9 protein-coding genes are annotated in these 18,383 nt (G+C 43.0%); 1 reads left to right on the plus strand and 8 read right to left on the minus strand.

Features of this window, described 5'->3' with window-relative positions:
* Positions 1 to 81 precede the first annotated feature (81 nt).
* Positions 82 to 1,110, minus strand: coding sequence for a methionine synthase (locus tag AC3A8L_RS01680; RefSeq protein ID WP_487960480.1), 1,029 nt, complete (start codon positions 1,108 to 1,110; stop codon positions 82 to 84).
* A gap of 26 nt (positions 1,111 to 1,136) precedes the next feature.
* The gene (locus AC3A8L_RS01685; RefSeq protein ID WP_487960481.1) at positions 1,137 to 2,114 is read right to left on the minus strand and encodes a DUF1852 domain-containing protein; all 978 of its coding nucleotides are present in this window, start codon (positions 2,112 to 2,114) and stop codon (positions 1,137 to 1,139) included.
* A 900-nt stretch (positions 2,115 to 3,014) separates the two neighbouring features.
* Here AC3A8L_RS01685 and AC3A8L_RS01690 point away from each other — a divergent pair.
* Positions 3,015 to 3,476, plus strand: a complete 462-nt coding sequence (locus AC3A8L_RS01690; RefSeq protein ID WP_487960482.1) for a GDSL-type esterase/lipase family protein — start codon at positions 3,015 to 3,017, stop codon at positions 3,474 to 3,476.
* A gap of 264 nt (positions 3,477 to 3,740) precedes the next feature.
* Here AC3A8L_RS01690 and AC3A8L_RS01695 read toward each other — a convergent pair whose 3' ends face one another.
* From AC3A8L_RS01695 to AC3A8L_RS01720, 6 genes are all read right to left on the minus strand, one after another.
* On the minus strand, positions 3,741 to 4,076 hold the full coding sequence (locus AC3A8L_RS01695; RefSeq protein WP_487960483.1) for a hypothetical protein: 336 nt from the start codon (positions 4,074 to 4,076) through the stop codon (positions 3,741 to 3,743).
* 35 nt (positions 4,077 to 4,111) lie between these two features.
* Positions 4,112 to 6,577, minus strand: coding sequence for a Calx-beta domain-containing protein (locus AC3A8L_RS01700; protein WP_487960484.1), 2,466 nt, complete (start codon positions 6,575 to 6,577; stop codon positions 4,112 to 4,114).
* A gap of 13 nt (positions 6,578 to 6,590) precedes the next feature.
* Complete coding sequence (locus AC3A8L_RS01705; protein ID WP_487960485.1) at positions 6,591 to 7,946, minus strand: hypothetical protein; 1,356 nt, start codon at positions 7,944 to 7,946, stop codon at positions 6,591 to 6,593.
* A 27-nt stretch (positions 7,947 to 7,973) separates the two neighbouring features.
* Positions 7,974 to 14,507, minus strand: coding sequence for a hypothetical protein (locus tag AC3A8L_RS01710; RefSeq protein ID WP_487960486.1), 6,534 nt, complete (start codon positions 14,505 to 14,507; stop codon positions 7,974 to 7,976).
* A complete protein-coding gene (locus AC3A8L_RS01715) occupies positions 14,507 to 16,369 on the minus strand; it encodes a hypothetical protein (protein ID WP_487960487.1) in 1,863 nt (620 codons plus the stop codon). The genes AC3A8L_RS01710 and AC3A8L_RS01715 overlap by 1 nt, the downstream gene beginning before the upstream one ends.
* Before the next feature lie 175 nt (positions 16,370 to 16,544).
* Positions 16,545 to 17,501 carry a peptidylprolyl isomerase gene (locus tag AC3A8L_RS01720; RefSeq protein WP_487960488.1) on the minus strand — a complete coding sequence of 319 codons (957 nt, stop codon included), beginning with the start codon at positions 17,499 to 17,501 and terminating at the stop codon, positions 16,545 to 16,547.
* Between the last annotated feature and the right edge of the window lie 882 nt (positions 17,502 to 18,383).

Consider the following 18,383-nt stretch of genomic DNA (forward strand, 5'->3'; position numbering starts at 1 on the left):
GGCCCTTATATCGGAAAATATACTTAGGGCCGTACACCCAGGAATTCAAAAACGGAAAGTTATTTTATGCACGCCCCTTATCTAAACAGAGAGCTCTCTTCTTACAATCTCCGTTCCAGCTCGCAAGGCATTTAACTTGCCTCTTGCCACTTCACGCGACAGTGGCGCCATGCCACAGTTGGTACAAGGATACAATTTATCGGCATCAACATGCTTAAGAGCTTGCCGCAAAGTTGTGGCGACTTCTTCGGGAGTCTCAATGGTATCGCTTGCCACATCAATGGCACCGACCATAACTTTTTTACCTCGTATGAGTTCTAGTAACTCGATCGGCACACGGGAGTTGTGACACTCTAATGAGATAATATCGATATTCGATTTTTGTAACTTTGGAAAAATCTCTTCGTATTGTCGCCATTCGGCACCAAGTGTAAGTTTCCAGTCTGTGTTTGCTTTGATACCGTAGCCGTAGCAAATATGCACCACCGTTTCGCAGTTAAGACCCTCTATAGCTCGTTCTAAGCAATCAATTCCCCACTCACTAAATTCATCAAAAAAGACATTAAATGCAGGCTCATCAAACTGAATAATATCAACACCCGCAGCCTCCAATTCTCTAGCTTCTTGATTGAGGATTTTGGCAAATTCCCAGGCTAGATTTTTCCGACTCTTATAGTGATTGTCATAAAGCGTATCTACCATTGTCATTGGGCCTGGCAGAGCCCATTTAATAGGTTGATCAGTTTGTTGACGTAAAAACTTTGCATCTTCTACAAATACCGAATTTGGTCTACTGACCGGCCCGACAACCGTTGGTACACTAGCATCATAACGATCACGAATTTTGACAGTTTCTCGACTGTCAAAATCAACGCCGCTAAGGTGCTCAATAAACGTGGTCACAAAGTGTTGGCGCGTTTGCTCTCCATCACTAACAATATCAATACCTGCTTGTTGTTGTTCTTGCAAACACACACGTAAAGCATCCTGCTTCCCGCCAATCAATTCTTCATCCTGCAATTTCCATGGCGACCACAGTGACTTAGGTTGTGCAAGCCAAGAAGGTTTTGGTAAGCTACCGGCACTCGAAGTAGGTAATATTTTTTTCATAATAATCTTATGTCTACTTGGGTGAATTAAAAGGCGTAATTTTCTGACCATTGTTCAAGGATCGACTGGTAGGGTTTTATGAAATTTTCCTCAGCAAACTCCCCCTGTTTAATCGCAAGTTGACTACGCTCTTCCCGATTGTAAATAACTTGCGTCAGCGAATGATCCAAGTGCTTTAAATTTGGTCGATATTGGTTTCCTGCAACAGCATTGGCATTGTAAATCTCTGGGCGGTAGATTTTTTGAAATGTCTCCATTGTACTAATGGTGCTGATGAGCTCAACATTACTATAATCATTGAGTAAGTCGCCCAGGAAATAAAATGCTAAAGGTGCAACACTATTTGGCGGCATGAAATATCGAACATCAAAGCCCATTTTTTTTAGATACAGCTCAGTTAAAGAAGGTTCGCTTGGATGATATTCAACGCCCAATACTGGGTGCTGATTTTGAGTTCGGTTGTACATCTTGTTGTCTGAGACGCTCAAGCATATGACTGGCGGCTTGTTGAAATTTTCTTTGTATGTATTTGAGTTGAGAAAGCTTTTAAACAGTTTCCCATGTAAATCACCAAAATTTTCTGGGACACTAAATTCTGATTGGCTCTTATTGTGGTCACGCAGTAGCACGCTAAAGTCGTAATCTCGAACATAAGATGAGAAGTTGTTCCCTACAATCCCCTCTATATGTTTATTAATTTTATGATCAACAATGTTGGTCTTAAGTATCTCAATCGATGGAAATTGATGACCATTACCTTCAATGTCGATTTCGATAGAAATAATTTCTAGTTCGACAGTGTAACGATCTCCCTTGGGGTTATCCCAGTGGGCTAAAGCATTAAAGCGGCTGTCTATCATCCTCAAGGCCTTGCGTAAGTTTTCCTGGCGATTCGTTCCTCTCGCCAAATTTGCAAAGTTGGTAGTGATTCGCGTGCTGTCGGGAGGATGATAATTCTCATCGAAACAAACTCGCTTGATTATATATGTGAAATCTTTACTCATTATATTTTAATCCTGTCTATTGGAATAAAGCCTGAATATCTTTATTGTCCGTTTAGAATATCTTGGTGCCATTTATGTGATTAACCAGTGGTGCTGGTAAACACTCAACACCTAAATAGAATGATAGATGGGTTGCTTCATGAAAAAAATTGATTATTTTTCATGGGTACATGATTTTAATTCATGGAGATGTCTTGCCGGCTGATAGCCGTCATATTGGACAGCTCATAGATAGAGGTTTGCTTCTGTGTGACGCCTCAGAACGGAAATTTCATGATTTCGTCTTGTTCCGTTCGTGATGCAGCATAAAGGCCTTAAGAGTCCATTTCGAATGGTTCATAGAATAAATAAAACCGGCAGCGAAAAAATTTCCGCTAGAGTCTTTTTTTGTATGGCAAGCATGGTCAATAAAATGGCCATCTGCCGCCATTACAGTGTACGAGTCAAGCTCTGGAATTTTTCTAGATAATTGATATCGTGCGATGCGAGCATCTCACAGTGAAGCGCATAGCTTCCCTCTTCGATTGATTCAAGCATTTGCATGCGGCGTGATGACTTTAGCGAATTAAAATATGTCGATAAAGGAATCGCCTCATCATGAATATCGCTAGCGGTCTGTAAAAATCTCGACCACTATTCACTCGACCAATGCAGCGTAATATTCCAAACTTAATAAAATCCGCGTCGCTCATTTCGGAGCATGATCGTGCCCATAAAGGAGTGCGGCCAGATAGGGCTGCCGTCATACTGTCATCAATATGTGCGAGAATATGATCAGTTAATGTATAGATTCATTTATGTGAATTTCTCGTAAAAAAGGGTGTCAAAAACGAAAAATCCTGAAAAACAAGCTGGAAGTTGCAAGCTTTATTTTAATTATTTTTTGCGGCCGGTAACACCTTGACCGATGAATTCCTGATGACACATTTCCCTATGTGGTCAGGCATGAGTATCCCTGAGTGGTCTTTCGAAGTACAAATGGATGCTGTTTTTGTTGCCCTAGGTACGAATGACTTTATAGGGGACCAACCCAATCAACATGACTTTGAGCTGGCTTATAAAACGTTTATTACAAATATACGAGGTAAGTATCCGAACGCACATATTTTTGCTTTTGGTTCACCTGCAAATGGCTCCGCATGGATTGATGCTAATGCCTATATATGTAATTCAGTCGAGGAATTGAATGATAAAGGCGATCAAAAGGTTCATTGTATTGACCCAGGGGTAAAAGGACCACTGGGCGCTTGGTTACCAAATCAAGACGATTTTTCCGGTGATTGGACTCACCCAACAAGGGCTGGTCATACAATTATGGCCAATAACCTTTACGGCATTGTGCAAAACATACTGAATTGGTAGGACCTATACCCATTACCATTCAAAGTGCTCGATTCCAGTGGGAATTAAAATGCCTTTAGGTAAGGAGAATAATCAAAGTATAGTCGCTCTATACTTTGATTATTTAATGCCGCTTAAAGACATTTTAAACCCATTCTAGAAGTGCTTGAGCAATATCACTTCTTCGTTACTGCAATTCAGAAGGATGCGCACTGGGTGTCCCCTACTTCCCCCTATATAAGCTAGTCTAAGCGGACAATAGCGCTATTTTTATCTAACAGATAGTTACTCAATAGTAACGACTCGACTATTCTCTTTCGGGTTTGCTACGACAACATCATACGTTTCTACGTCGCTGCTATATTGCATTTTTAAAGCAACAACTGTCGCGCTATAGCTGATTTCAGTTTTAGGCCCTGATTCTTTATTCGTAATACCGTCATCACCGCCGCCGGTGTTATTGTCATTACTACCGGCGGTGTTATCGTCGTCACCAACGCCGGTGTTATCGCCACTGTCTTCGTCAGTAATAGCAACGCTATGATCACTATCACCACAGCCAACTAAAAAAAGAGAATTCAAGACGATAAACACAAAGAGTGCTGTTTTAACTATTTTCATATTTTTACTCATAAATTAAATCAAACCAAATTAAATTAATCCGCTAGCGATGTCGCTTCATAGAAATCGTAGGTAACTAAAATATTACTTATACCTTTATTAAGATCGAAAGAGCTATCAAAGTCGATGACCAAACGCTCATCATCTTCGCTAAAGTGACCTTGTCCTAGTTTTTGATCGCCTTCATCCCAGCTATTATCGCCATTCTCATCAAGCCAGATCTCTACTCGTTCAACATGAGTGGCTTCATCACCACTACCAGAAGCTTGTAATGTCAGCCCACTTATTTGAACATCTTCACCATTATCAATTTCAAAGGCTGACAAAGTAACTTTGCTTAAGCCCATCTCTTGTTTTAGCTTAGGCAAGAAGGTATAGGTAACGGTAGCAAAACTACTTAAAGATGATATACCACTTGTAACAGCAACAGAGCCATTACCACGTTGGTCAACATCATATAAACCGCCATCGTGTAATGTTAACTGTACACACCAATCTCCAGGGGTTAAACCTGGTTGATATAATTCACTTCCTACCGCAGGACAAACACCTTCTTGTCCTCTCGCGCTACGAATTTTATTATTTTCATCGGCAATAAATGCTACCCACTCACCATCAATAAGAACTTTAAAGACATTACCTGAAGGCACTTCAGACAATAAAGGTAAAACAATATTGGCTTGTAAACCCGGTGCTGAAAGTTTGCTAACAACTGCATCAAAATACCCCGATAAACTCATAAAGGTATCAACAAGCTCACTTCCCGCAAAAGCACTAAATTCAACCTCATTTAATATCGCGTGCTCCACCCCAGAAGACTTAGCCTGATCGCCTAACAGCAACGCCAAGCCAATATCCGTTTCTAGCACGTAATGATGGTTAAAATCACTTTGCCCAGGTAATTGATGATTATCCAACATGTCATCAAGGCTATCTGGGCCGTCAATGGCTTTGAACGCTACTGTCATTGGTTGGGTTGTCGACATAGCCGGGGCACCGTCATCAGTAATCGTTACTTCAAACAAAAACATCTTATCTGTCGCTAAAGTACTCGGATCGAATACAAAAACATTATCCGTTGGAATGCCATCAGTATCGGTAATCAAATCGTCAGCAACAAACCAATCAAGGCTATGCTGATCAGCGAAGTTAGCATCTTGAATAACAGCGGTTATGGTAACAATACCGTCATCAGCACTAATATAATCGCGCTCAGCCCCATCTTGCTCAACTGTTAGCGCAACAACAGGGCCAATATTACCTTCCATAATAGTCACTTTATGGGAGGATTTATCGCCAATCACCGCATTTTGCGCTGCGGTTAGCGTAAGGGTAAAATTACGATTATCATCAACTTGCTCGTCTTGTGTAATATCCACATCAACACAGACCGTTTTATCGCTAGCAAAAACAGCGTCATCAAAAAACAGTTCGCCATCAATTGCGTTGTGGTGCTCTGGGTTTAACGCATCACCAGAAACGCTGTAATTGACGATAACAGGAAGCAATACTGCTTCGCCACTTGCCTGTAAACACACGTTTATTAATCCACCTTCTCCAGTGACCTGATCGGCAGAAAAATTCATGCTTGGTAATACCCTTACCAACTGAAGATCCGAACTGGTATTGCCTGCTTCATCTGTACACGTCCACAAAACTTGATGCTGACCAGAAAGGAAAGGCCCTATATCTGAAGCTAACGCAATAGCACTACCTGTTCCTTGCTCAGTGACCAGGGCTTCTCCAAGACTTACCGCAGTTAAGTGGCCTTGTGAACCTATCGATATATCAAGTGGCGCTTGACAAAGTGGTGCAATATCATCGAGGTTTACATTGGTACCCGTAAGATATTCATCAAGGTTACTCACGCCATCGCCATCGTTATCTTTAACAGCATCGCTGCCAATAAATGGACTTAGTCCCTCATTGGCCAATTCAAACTCGTCGCTAATACCATCCTCATCACTGTCTGGTTTCCCAAAACTATCAAGTGGAGCTGGCGTGTTACCATCACCTGGATTTTGACCTCCAGAGCCACCACCATTATTAGGATTGCCAGGGTTAGGTAAATCATTTTGATTACGAGCAATAGCCTCACTTGAGATACTTAAGTTTAACTCTGTCGCCTCTCCTCGCTCAGGAATTTCAAATTCAACCACGTCGTAAAATACAGCCCCTGATTGATAAGAAACCATCAAGCTATCTTCAGCCCGATTAGCGCTAGGATTACGCGCTAATATCGAATCAGTGGGTACCGCGAGTAAATAGCGATTTCCTGCAGCTTCGTTATCCCCTAAAGAGTATCGCGCTATCGTTACATCACCTTGGCGAATAACAATGCTTACCGCACTGTCATTGGCAGTTAACGCAATTCCGTCAAGAGTCACCGTGCCAAAAACCAAATTGTCAGGCTCTGGTATTAAAGCGAATGCGAGCTTAAGCGGTAATAAACTCAATACCGCTATCAGCGAATTCATTGTGAAAAATAGTTTAAATTTCATTTTAATCATCGCCTTAATTACCCGAAAAGCCATAGGTCTGGAAGTGTAAAAGAATATCGGAAATACCATTGCCATCACGCTCGCCGCCTTGAAGAGCTTGCCCATGAATAAAACGATCTAATCCCTCTGCCGAATCAGCATTTAACGTGCCGCCCGGTATAATCAACTTCCAGCGAGTATTCCACACCGAACGCCCTACTAAACGGCTATCGGTAATCGCTTCGCTTGGGTCGTATTCACCACTGTCATGATAAGCGCGGTAACTCGACACTCTCCTGAGTTCCGCAAAGGTATCGCTTAATGAGTCGTTGCTCGGTATCCACGACGGATTATTCAGATCCGAGGCACCAATTTGAAACGGAGCGGGTAATTTTTGGTCGACCACTCGCCATTCACGGGTCTCAAAGTTATCGCCATTTGGCGAACGCAAGACATCCATGCCAACAGGAATCAAATATACCCGCGGTGTATTCGACAACGCTGTGCCATCGTAATCACTAAACCAAGTGCCTACCGCACGAATTTTGGTGGCAAAGTTAGTCGGATCATAGGCACTGTCACCGCCGCCTAAGGACTTGCCAAAAAAGTTGTGACCAAAACTTATCGTGGTTGGAAATTCAATCACCAAACCCGGTTGTGGGCCACTACTTTCAGGAGCAAAAGGTCGAGCATAACGCTTAAAGTCAGGATCATCCCAAAGGTTATTCACCCGCGATTTTTCTAAGGTATTACGCCACTGTTCGTCATCCCCAGCAAGGCGGAACAGCTCTTTACGCAATGAGAAACGATTGGTCTCTACCTGCGGGTTATTAAAGCCAAGCTGCCCACGATAAAGGTCAAAGTTCTGATTTAATCGCGCTAAAACATCTGCTAAACCAGGAGTGCCAGCAACGGGCACACCATCAATAACCTGGCCTAAACTACGCTGGCGTACTATGTCAGCTAAGAATTTACGCCCTGCGCCCGCGCCATCGCCAAGTAAGTTCGTTTCGTAATCATAAGCGGTTGCCGCTAAATACACATAACGAGCGGCTAAATCAAAATGTGCACGGTATTTTTGTAAAGCGTCATTACGAAATATTCGAAAGGTCATATCGCTGTAGCGATGAGACTGTATATCTCCCGACGTCGCAACACGAAAAGCTTTACGTTCTTCCAGCAAACGCTGCCCACGTGCTAATACTTCGTAATAATTAGCTTTTGATTGCTGCGCTATTTCAGCTTGGGTATATAGCTCTAAACGTAATACCGCCTCTTGGCGCCAAAGTTGCTCAAGTGCTTTGATACGTTCTTTTAGGGCAACGTTAATGGTATCTTCTTCTAAGCGTATGTCCGTAGAAAGCGACGTATCGTCCTTCCTTAACTCCACACGATGAGCTGAAGAATCAAGAAGCCTTTATATTTCATTAGAAACAGTGGCTACACCCAAAGCAATAGCCACGGATGTTGATGTAATCGGGGCTAACGCATCAGTAGCAAGACCTACCGTATCTGCTATGGCAAGCTCTATTATTTGTGCAATATATTCACTAGTAGTTGCAGTAAACCCTGCGGCAGATTGAGCGTTACGTACTTTCCATATTGTTTTACTAAACGCTTCAGCCTGATATTTTTCGTCTTTTAATATAGAGATACTAACGATGTTCAGTTGGTATTCAGCTTCAAGCAAGTCAGCCGCATCTTCTATGTCCTCCAGTAAGTTTTCATGCGCCTTAAGGGCCATTTTTGATTCGGCCTCAGCTTGTAATAAGGCTGACAGCGAATTTTGTAATTCCCCCGGAGCTCTGCGCTTACCCCAGCTGGTCGGGGCAATAAATTTCCAGCTCCCACCGTGTGTTGCTCCAGCGCCTTCTGTTACCGGGTAATATACTTCAAGAATATCTTCGCCAACGTTAGTAAAAGCGGTAAGGTCTTCAGGGAAGAAATGGGCGTTTACGCCACCAAAGGGTATTCCGGTAAAGTAGCCAGTAAATGAACCATTGGGTGCGGGTAAATCGCCAACCAAGTCACTGTTAATGTACTGATAGTGATACAAGTCTGGTCCGTTATAGCCCGAGGGATAGGTTTTTCCTCCGCCAATATCGCCGGCATAAGGGTAGCCAAAAAGTTCGATTAAGCGGTTTTTGTAATCTCGCTCTTGCTCGGCCATGTTAGTGGTGATTTGATCAACGTTATCCTGAACATAGCGCAAAGATTTCGTCTGCTGATTGGCATGATCAAAGACCTTCAATGCATTATCGAGCGCCGCCTGCGCTCGCCCAGCTATCTGGTCAAAATGATTACCCATTTCTCCCTCTAGTGTATTGGGGTTAATATCAAAAGGCACAACTCCCTTGGCTAACCCCAACGGGTTTAATCCAGCATCGGCTTTATCTAATTGCGCTTGAATCGCGTTATAAGCGGCCGCTATTTCGCCCAACTCTGGCACGGTAGTACGATCTACTTTTTCAATACCTTCGTGTGTAGGATCAGGGTCTTCGTGCGGTAAAATGGCGTTAGCGGTTAGCCAATCAAAATATGCGCCTTGTGCTGCCCTGCGGCCCCAGCCGTCAAGGCCCCAAGCACGATCTATTTGGCTAACATCGCCAGACTCGTTTGTTACGTTAACCTTTTTTGTATCTTTGTAGCCTTGCCATTGGCCGGCAGGCGATTCAACATATTTTTCGCGGTAAGTCAGGTTAATTACTTCAACACCAGCTCGCGCCTTAGCGGCGGCAGCCGCGGCAAACTTTCGCTCATCCAGATAGTCAATTTCAATCGGCACGCCCGCCACCAATACAGACTCTGTGCGCGGTTTCCAAGTGAAGTTTTCTTCTTTAAGTAATAGGTAACGATTTTTAACTGACGTTAAATAATGTCCCCAGGCATCACCATGACCTTGAGGATATAAAATACGCGCATCGGTTTCATTAACAAAACCATCAGCATTTTGGTCGGTAATGCGATAATTTTTTACGTAGGCGACCTCGCCATTACCTTGGGTAAAGTTCCAAAATAGGCGGTTATTTACTGGGTGACCAGAGGTACCCGAGCGAGAATCATCACGACCACGCAGTAGTATCAGCTCTTCTTCAAGAGGTGATGCCAGTTGATTTTGAAAAGCGAACATGGAAGACGCTATAGAGCCTACAGAGCCAATTTTATTATGGGTATCAAAACCGATAGTCGGGTCTTGTGCATCAGCATAAGCTTCGTTGCCTAATAACATATACAAATCAGCAATACGGGTAGAGGCATTTAATAATTGGGTATTAGCAGCAATATCGTTAAAACCCGCGCCAATACTTAAGTCTTTTCCTCGGTCTAATACCGTTTGATACGCTTCGATAATACCAACATTATTGATAACATCAGGATCGGGGTTAAAAGGAATTGGGCCAGCATAAGGTTCACCCGCTTGGGCAATTATGCTAGTGAGTGTATTCACTTCACTGGTATGGAAATCGGATACACGTTGGTCAAATACATTCAGTTTACCAATAACGCGTTTAATCCAACCTTCGGCCAACATCCCCTTTGTTTCAACGGCAGGGTTTGACGTTTCAGCATATCGGTTATAGGAAGGATCGCCAGCCCAAGGGCTTGGAATGTCTTTATTACCAAACAAATCGACATCTGTGTCAACACTATCAGTACCTAAACCGGTATAACGGGTAATAAACCAATTATCACTTAGCGTTAATAAACCAGGTCCTTCAATGGTAATATCTATTGCGCCAAGGCCGGAGCTGCCATGGCGTATCCAAGGTGAATCAACCGGTAATAAGGTCGTTTTATCGGTGTCACCAGCCGCAAAAGACAAAGGGGCTTCAGGTTGGCCTGCTGTATCGGGTTGGTAGTACCAGCTAAAATCAATCCGGTCAGGGTCACCGGCAAAGTCCGCGCTATGGCGTAAAGTAAGTGACTCATCAAAAACGTTATCAGAAGGCACAATCCAAATATTCCCTTGGTAAACGCCCTTGCTAGCATCTACTTTTATCACTTGTAAACTCACCGGTAAACCTAGCTCAGGGTCATTATTAAAAGCGAGCGTTACCCAGCCTTCACCACGGGTACGCCCCGCTGCTAAAGCCATTGGCACTCCTGTTAACGCTTGAGGCTGTGCTGCTGTTTTATCAATTTTTTTGACAATTGAGTGGCCTGATTGCAGCGAAAATGTCGGTGAATCCAGCCTGTCGTCGATGAAATTGGGGTTAAGGATCAACTCACCAGTATCGTTATAACTTGATTCATCAATAAAATCGTTCGCAATACCATCATCATCGGTATCAAGCCCGTCTCCTAAATAAGTGCCTTGCAGACCGATGAGATAGGCTTGATCGGCTTCACCTGGTACACCGGCATTTACAACAACACCGCCGATTAATACCGTGGCAAGCTCTAGATCGTTGGGATTACGACTTTTATGATATAAGGCGGTTACGGCAGTTGCGAAATCTGTATTGTTACTTAAGGCTAAAATACGGTCTTTTTCTTTAGCTGTCATAATGTTAGCTAATAAATGCGGGTCACCTATTTGCGAATCATCAAAGGTGCCTTTAAAGCTCAGTAGTTTATTAATCGGGTCGTAGCTTAAGCGTGACCGTAAAACAAAAGGCAAACCGGTAAATAACTCTACTCCGCCCTGCGAGAAGGTTGCGATAGCCGGCGGCAGCTTTTCAAGAGCAACACTACGTGCACTGAGTGGATCAAACAGTGTTAATAATGCATCGGCAGGGTCAGCATCAAGCGGTGCATCAGCCCCGTGCATTACCTCGTCATATATAATTTCGGCTGCGGCTTGACCATTAATTTGTGGTAACGTACATATTTCGTCGGTGTTTGGATCAGCACACTCAACAATTTTACTTTTAAAGAGCGTTTCACCCGGCGCCATAATCGGTGCATTTTCAGGCCATTCAAATAAAACCTTAATACTGATAGCATCGTCTGTTGCGCCACCTTCAGCGAAGGAATGATATGCTAACCACGAGACACATTCGCCCACCTCTTTTGTTCCCTCAACAACAACATTATCATCAAAATCAAAATAAAAACCGTCTTGAAGCGGGTATTGGTATTTTACCTTAATGATTCCAGCAGAGCGGCCCCAAAAATTATTTTGATGATCAGTCCACCCGACGTTAAAACTATCAACAATGGTGGTTCCATCACAGCCATCGACGCCTAATCGGGTAAGTGGCGCAGGTGCTTGTAGTAAATTACCTACCGTGGTTTTATACAGCCCTTTGCTCTGATATATCTTGTTGGCATCCTTAGGCCCAAACGGTTTATCATCTGCCACAGCCGTTATTTTGAACTGCTTAAAGGTGGTCTTATTAGCGTTATCACCATCTTCGTACTTTAATAGCACACGAGGCAATGAATACATTTCAGGGTTTTGCTGATTCAACTTTTCATTAAGGTCATCACGCAGCGCATATACACGGTTGTTATACAGTAAAGCATGCTCTTCATTGGCATTAAAACCCGGCAGGGATACGTCGTTTTGATAATAAATACTCGGGTTTCTAACATTAGGCCCTAGGATGTCACTAAGATCGCCCGAACCTTGCTGATCGGAAATAGTGATGACGTCTGCAGAATCTTTCCATTGACAGTTATAACGGCGCGGGTTATTGGACCAAAATTGCCCTAATTCGTTTATGCCATACCACACCACATCCATTTTTGTATCAGCGGCGGCGGCAGCAGTATTTACCGCAATAATAGAACCTAAATCACTTGCTCGGTTGTGCAAACTGGCATCGTAGCGAGACCTTACATTAACAACATGCCCGTTACGCTCTGCGGGTCGAGCATGGCTATTTTCGGTAAGTGCTTCACCAATCACGCAATTACTACCAGCTTTTATAAAATCACTGGTTTTCTTAGTTTCAACCATTTGAAAATAAGGATGTGCTGTGTTTGTTGTTGGAGATGTATAGTTGTACTGTAATACCACATAATCACTTTCAACGCCCTCCCATTCGTCACGGGTAAAAACATTATTTTCAAAGGCTAAATTTAATTCTGACGGCCATACCACCCTTTCAAAACGCAATGGTCTATTGGCCTCATTATTGTTATTGGCGCTATTAACAAAATTATTTGGTGTATAAGCTGGCAGTAAATCAACCGAGGTGCCCGCCGCATGAATACTTATTTGCTCGCTGGGCTGATTAATAATGGGCTCGGCAATTGTTGCGCCAAAAATACTCCCAATGGGGCTACCTTCATCGTCTGTTTCGCCACTTTCTACTGTGCGCCAGGCAAGTTGAGTATTGCCGGGTAGGTCTCCTACGACATACAGCGCATCATCCACTTCACTCCAATAAACATAATCTGTTTCTAGTGCGTTTATAAGAATATTGTCGACATAGACTAAGGGAGGCTTACCTGCTAACGCGTCAACAGGGCGACTTATTGATTGACCAACTGTAATAGGGGTTGGGTTTAGCCATTTTCCGGACGTTGTCTCAAGCGGCATAATGTATGTGCTAAACGCAGGGCTTCCAGAAAATTCAATGGGCGGCTTGCTACCGGCAAAGGCGGCAGTGCGCACATAACTGGCACCAAGATAAACAACACTACCGTCACGATTGACAGCTAAGCTATTGCCCGACATCGTTTTACTTGTGCGGGCGACATTATTAGCCCAAGCCCACTCTCCGCTATTCGATATTTTAGCGACAAAACTTGACTCTGCACTGCTACTATCAAATGACAGTGTTACTGGATCGCCGCCCACATTGGTGAAGGTCAACTTATTTGCAGTGCGTCCTGAAATAATGGCATTACCCGCGCTATCTACCGTTAAATCGTTGCTAAGCACAGCGCCGCCAACAATTTTTTGGCTAAAGTTCCGGCTAGGATCGCCAGGATGGGTATAACTTAATAGTTCACGGTTATAATAATATATTCCACCATCCCAATGCGCCATAAGCGGGTTTGAGTTAGCAGGAATATCCAATTCTAGTATTCTAGGGGAAGCTAGACTTCCTAGAAATGCTATTGATTCGCCATCACCATCTGCAGCTATTTTCCACAAGTCTAAGTTTGTTCTATAAAAGCATTGATGTTTAATATTGTTAGGAGTTCCTGCTGAGATCAGCAGACAATATCTATCTCCTAGTAAACCTTCTATTGATAATACCCTTGCCGTGCTTGTGAATTGATTTACAGGGATTGTCTTATAATCCCCCCAAATCAAGGTATCACCCTGCCAGTGATATTGACGAACCCTAGTCGAATCCCAGTCATCACTTGCACTTCCGCCAATAGGTCTATTTTTAAAAGTCATCAACTGAAATCCAGTTTGATTACCTGCATTATCAATCGACTCTGAGAGCGAAAACTGCACATTTCCCGTTGGATGAATCAAGTCTGTATCACTGAAGGGAGCGTCAATCTGATAAAGATCAGAGGAGCTGTGTGAAAGCCGAACACCATCGGCGTTAAAAACGTCTAACTCGGTCTTAAACACTGCCCTAGTTACCACAGAATCACCAATATTGCCTCTGCGATTAACTCCTGAACCGTAGTTACTAAAATAGACTCTATTTTTATTGTCAATGCTTAGTCTGGCAGGGTTTCTATCGGGTCCGTACCCAAGAATCTGCTTCGCCCAAATAAACGTTCCTACTTTATTATATTTTACGATGAAATACTGGGAACTCTGGCTGCTGGTATCAAAAGCTAATACAGCAGCTTCTTGCCCTTCCCGTGGAAATTGCATATTTCCAACATAATGACCAGTAAGGTAATGATTGCCTTGTGAATCAACCGCGCTATCGGTTACCTGCGAGCCACCAGTAACGAGGTTAACAGGCCATTGGGCATGGGCTTTGCCAATGCCTGAAAAAAACAATAGGCTAATAAGCAGCGCTTGGGTAAAACAGTAACGTGATAAATTAATTTTAATTGCCGGTAGCAAAAGTAAGGCCCTCATTAGTGTAAACTCCCAATGGCAGCTGCGTGCTGTAAACGGAAAGTACCCGTTGCGATGATGGGGCGTTTATGCAGCCCAGTGGTGGTTTCTCGGTAAGTTCCTTCAAGTACGTCGTAACCTGCGCGCAGAAAACTCCCCGTTTCGGCGCCAGCAAATGAAAATTCCATGGTGCGGGTAATGTCGTAACCTTTACCGTGCTGAGCATGATACAAATGGCGGTAAGGGTTTGTAGGTGACTGTTTATCAATAAGCAAGCTGATAGTCAGTTGACTGCCAATGCTACCAGCCATGGCTTGGGTATTACCTGTAAAGTCATAGGCGGCGGTACTAAGGCGTTTTCCGACCAATTCTCCGTCGCGTATTGCGACACCGGTAAATTCTGAAATACGCTGTTCGTCGGTTACGAGTACATAGCTTCCTGACTCGTTATCTGTGGCTTGATTTTTCATCAAAATTACGTCTTTAAGTAAAGCAACTTCTCCGCCGTTATTATGCATAATGACCCGAAAGGAAAACGTTTGAGCTACAGGGGTTAATATGGTGTTGTCACCTTCTACCGGCACTGAAAATTCATGACAGGCGTGACCTGCGCCTGGAATTGTTGTGCCGGGGTTTTCACCATTAACATCACAGGTGCGTGCAGCGACATTAATATTGTCAGTACATCTAAACTCACCAAGGCCTGGCGAGGTGCCATCAGCAAGACAAGTGTCTTGTATACGGCCGACATTTTCGACACATAATTGATGGTCATCGTCACCACAATCATGTTTATAATTTTGCACTTGTGCGACTTTTTCTATGGTGACACTGCCTACCCATAAACTATTATCAATATTGGGGGCATCAGCGGTTACAGGTAGCAACCAACGACTGCCGCTGCCTCTAATATCAAGCACTTGTTCAAGCCCACCAGGAGTAAAATCTGCTCGGCGAACCCCTAAGCGTAATGTGTGGCTAGCATTTGCTGATACTTCGTAACTATTTATAGCAAGTGGCACCCAAGGCTGGCCGTCAGTATTGGCATTTTTGTAATAAACACCCGAGGCGTCACCCGCAAGACTTACACTCAGCGTATTATTTGCTAACGAATGATTTTTAAGTGTTACACCTAAACTCTCGATAACGTTACCGTATTCAAGTCGGTTTACCTGAGGCACGGTAACATCGAACATGCCATTGTATTTACTGCCTTGCTCGCTATAAACCCAATAGGCTTTGTCAGGGTCGATGACTTCAACATCAGGTGTTACTACTTTATCCCAAAGATTATCTTTTAAGGAGTATATGTTAAGCTTGCTGTGCGCTGGCGAAGCAGCAAAATACTGACTAAAAGTGGGAGGATTAGCAGGGTCAATATGAAAACCGGTAAAATTAAAGGAGTTAGGTTGCCATTTGGTTTTAGGAATAACCGGTGTGCCTTCAATATTTACCACTTCAAATTGCTCACCTTCTAGCTTTATCAGGTATGCACGGTTTGCAGATAATGAAAATAAATTGGTGGTAAACGCTTCTTTGGCTGTTGCTGGAAAATAACGTAACCAGCCGGCTTCGCTGAGTAACTTTTCAGGATCGGGGTTGGCGATATAATCAACCGTGGCGCGGTGTGCAAGATATGTCCACATGCTTGATACATTTATTGTATCGCCGTTTGCTTTGGTAAAAAAGGCCTCCGGCGTTTTATCGATAGGCTGAACTTGCAAATAAATAGCATTCCAACCCGGCGTTAAAACGATGGTTTGTTTGCATATGCCTCCGCCAGAGCATTCAACGGCGGCTGCAGATAAGCCACTTATTGTGATGAGCCCTGTGGTTAACACTATGTATAGTGTTCTTTTAAGCCAATTTTTGCTGTTTTGCATTTCTCCCCTCCGGGGGTGTATGTGCTGATGTTATTTTTTGTGGTTATGGTTAATTAACGTTTTTTAGTGCTGTTATTTTTTTTATCGATTAACTATCCATGCGTGTTTATGTCCATGCGTGTTTATACCCAAGCCGTGATAGATGAAGGCTTTAGTCCGCAGGAGGTGTTTCTCATTAATAAGGTAATTCTGGTGGGCGCGGGAGGTTATTTTTTTTACCCTTTGTCGGTAAGTTAACTAAAGATAGCGCTTTGTTATGTATTTCTAATGGTGTGACTGAATGACGTAAGCCTTGCAACCAATCTGCCTCTGCTTGTTGCTGATTGTTATGCAATAAACGCTGCTTAATATTGCTGGCAACAACCGATAAAGGTTTTATTAACGCGGGTTTGCTATCAACTAATTTTAAAAGGTAAAGTCCATCGCTTGTGGTAATAACTTGTGACAAGTCGCCCTTGTTGTTTAATTGCTGTAAGGCGTTCATTAATATTGGGTTTTGAGGCGCTATTGCTACAATTTTTTCTTTGGTTGATAGCCAGCCCATATCACCACCAACATAGCGGGTGGCTTGGTCTTGTGAATGTTTTTGTGCTAAAGAGCCAAAACCTTTTACCGAGGCAGGCTGTGTTTTAGCTAACGTTAAAATGTTATTGGCTTGATTTTGTACTTTTAAGCGTATTTCGTTATCTGCATTACTGGGTAAGGCAAGGAAGATCATCGCGCCGCGTATCATGGCAGAGGACGTATATTTTTTTATGTTTTTTTGGTAATAAGCGTCAACATCGGCATCGCTAACCGTTACTGCATTTATTATGCTATTAAGTTCATTTTGTCGTAATTTGGCGATAAGTAAGTTTTCGATGGCATGGACAATTTCGGGATCTTGCTCGTAACCCGCTTGACGAGATAAGTGAAGTTGAACTTTTCTGTCGATAAGGGTGTTTAAAATTTGGGACTTTTGCTGCGCTGGATCTAAAGAGCTGGCAATGCTGTTTTTACTTGACTCAAATTCTGACACCGTGACTTCTGTATCTCCGACAGTAGCCAAAACAGACATGTCACGACTACAGCCAGCAACTATAACCGCTGAAATAAGCACAAGTATTTTTAACGAGGAACGCCTTGGGATCATTTTTAAATTCCGTATTGGTGAAGTAACGAAAGGCATCCCGAATAAATAAAATATTTCAGTCTACATTTTGTATTTTTATACTAATACCAACTTCATTAATTAAGTGATCTATTTTAGACGGAGATAAAATCATTAAATTACATAGCCAGTTACTCTAATTATTAAATAAATAACGCTGCAGTTAGTGCTTTTAATCCGTATAAATGATCACTTAGTATGTGAAATTGGTATAATTTGGGGTTACTCAACAGTGCTTACTTATAACACCCACATTAGGGCCGAGGAAAAAATACTTTATCCAATAATATTTGCCTCCTGCTTCCTCAACTGCGTTGCCCAAAGCGTTACATGCCCCGGCATGCGCCCCTTCGAGCGCCTTGCTGAGAAAACAGGCGCCTTCGTCTAATTGGACAAACTATTATTGCCTCGCCCCTTAGAACTCGACAACGTTAATGCCTATGACTTTTTACTGTAAAAGACCTATAGAAAGCGAAATAAAGGATATGGAGGAAATAAAGGAAATAAAGGAAATAAAGGAAATAAAACCTTACTAAGCCGCAACTAAAAAACTATAGCTACTGCGTGAGGTAGACCATGCTCTCTAAAATCCCGAACTATAAAGAGTATTTGGCGAAATAGCCAGCAGCCCCCGCTACCCCCGTCACCCTAGCGGGTCGTTTTCTGGGCACAAAAATGCTTGGACTTAATTGAAAGCCTAAATAGTCTACTTTTTCATTACCTAAAATTTCCAGATCCCCACCACTAAGAACACCGTCACCACACTAGCTTACGATGAGTCTAGACGCACAGATCTTTTGGATATTCTAGAAGATGCCACCAACGAATTAAGTATTCGAGGGCGCGGCCTTATTCAAGACCTAC

Source organism: Marinagarivorans sp. (genome assembly GCF_982758155.1).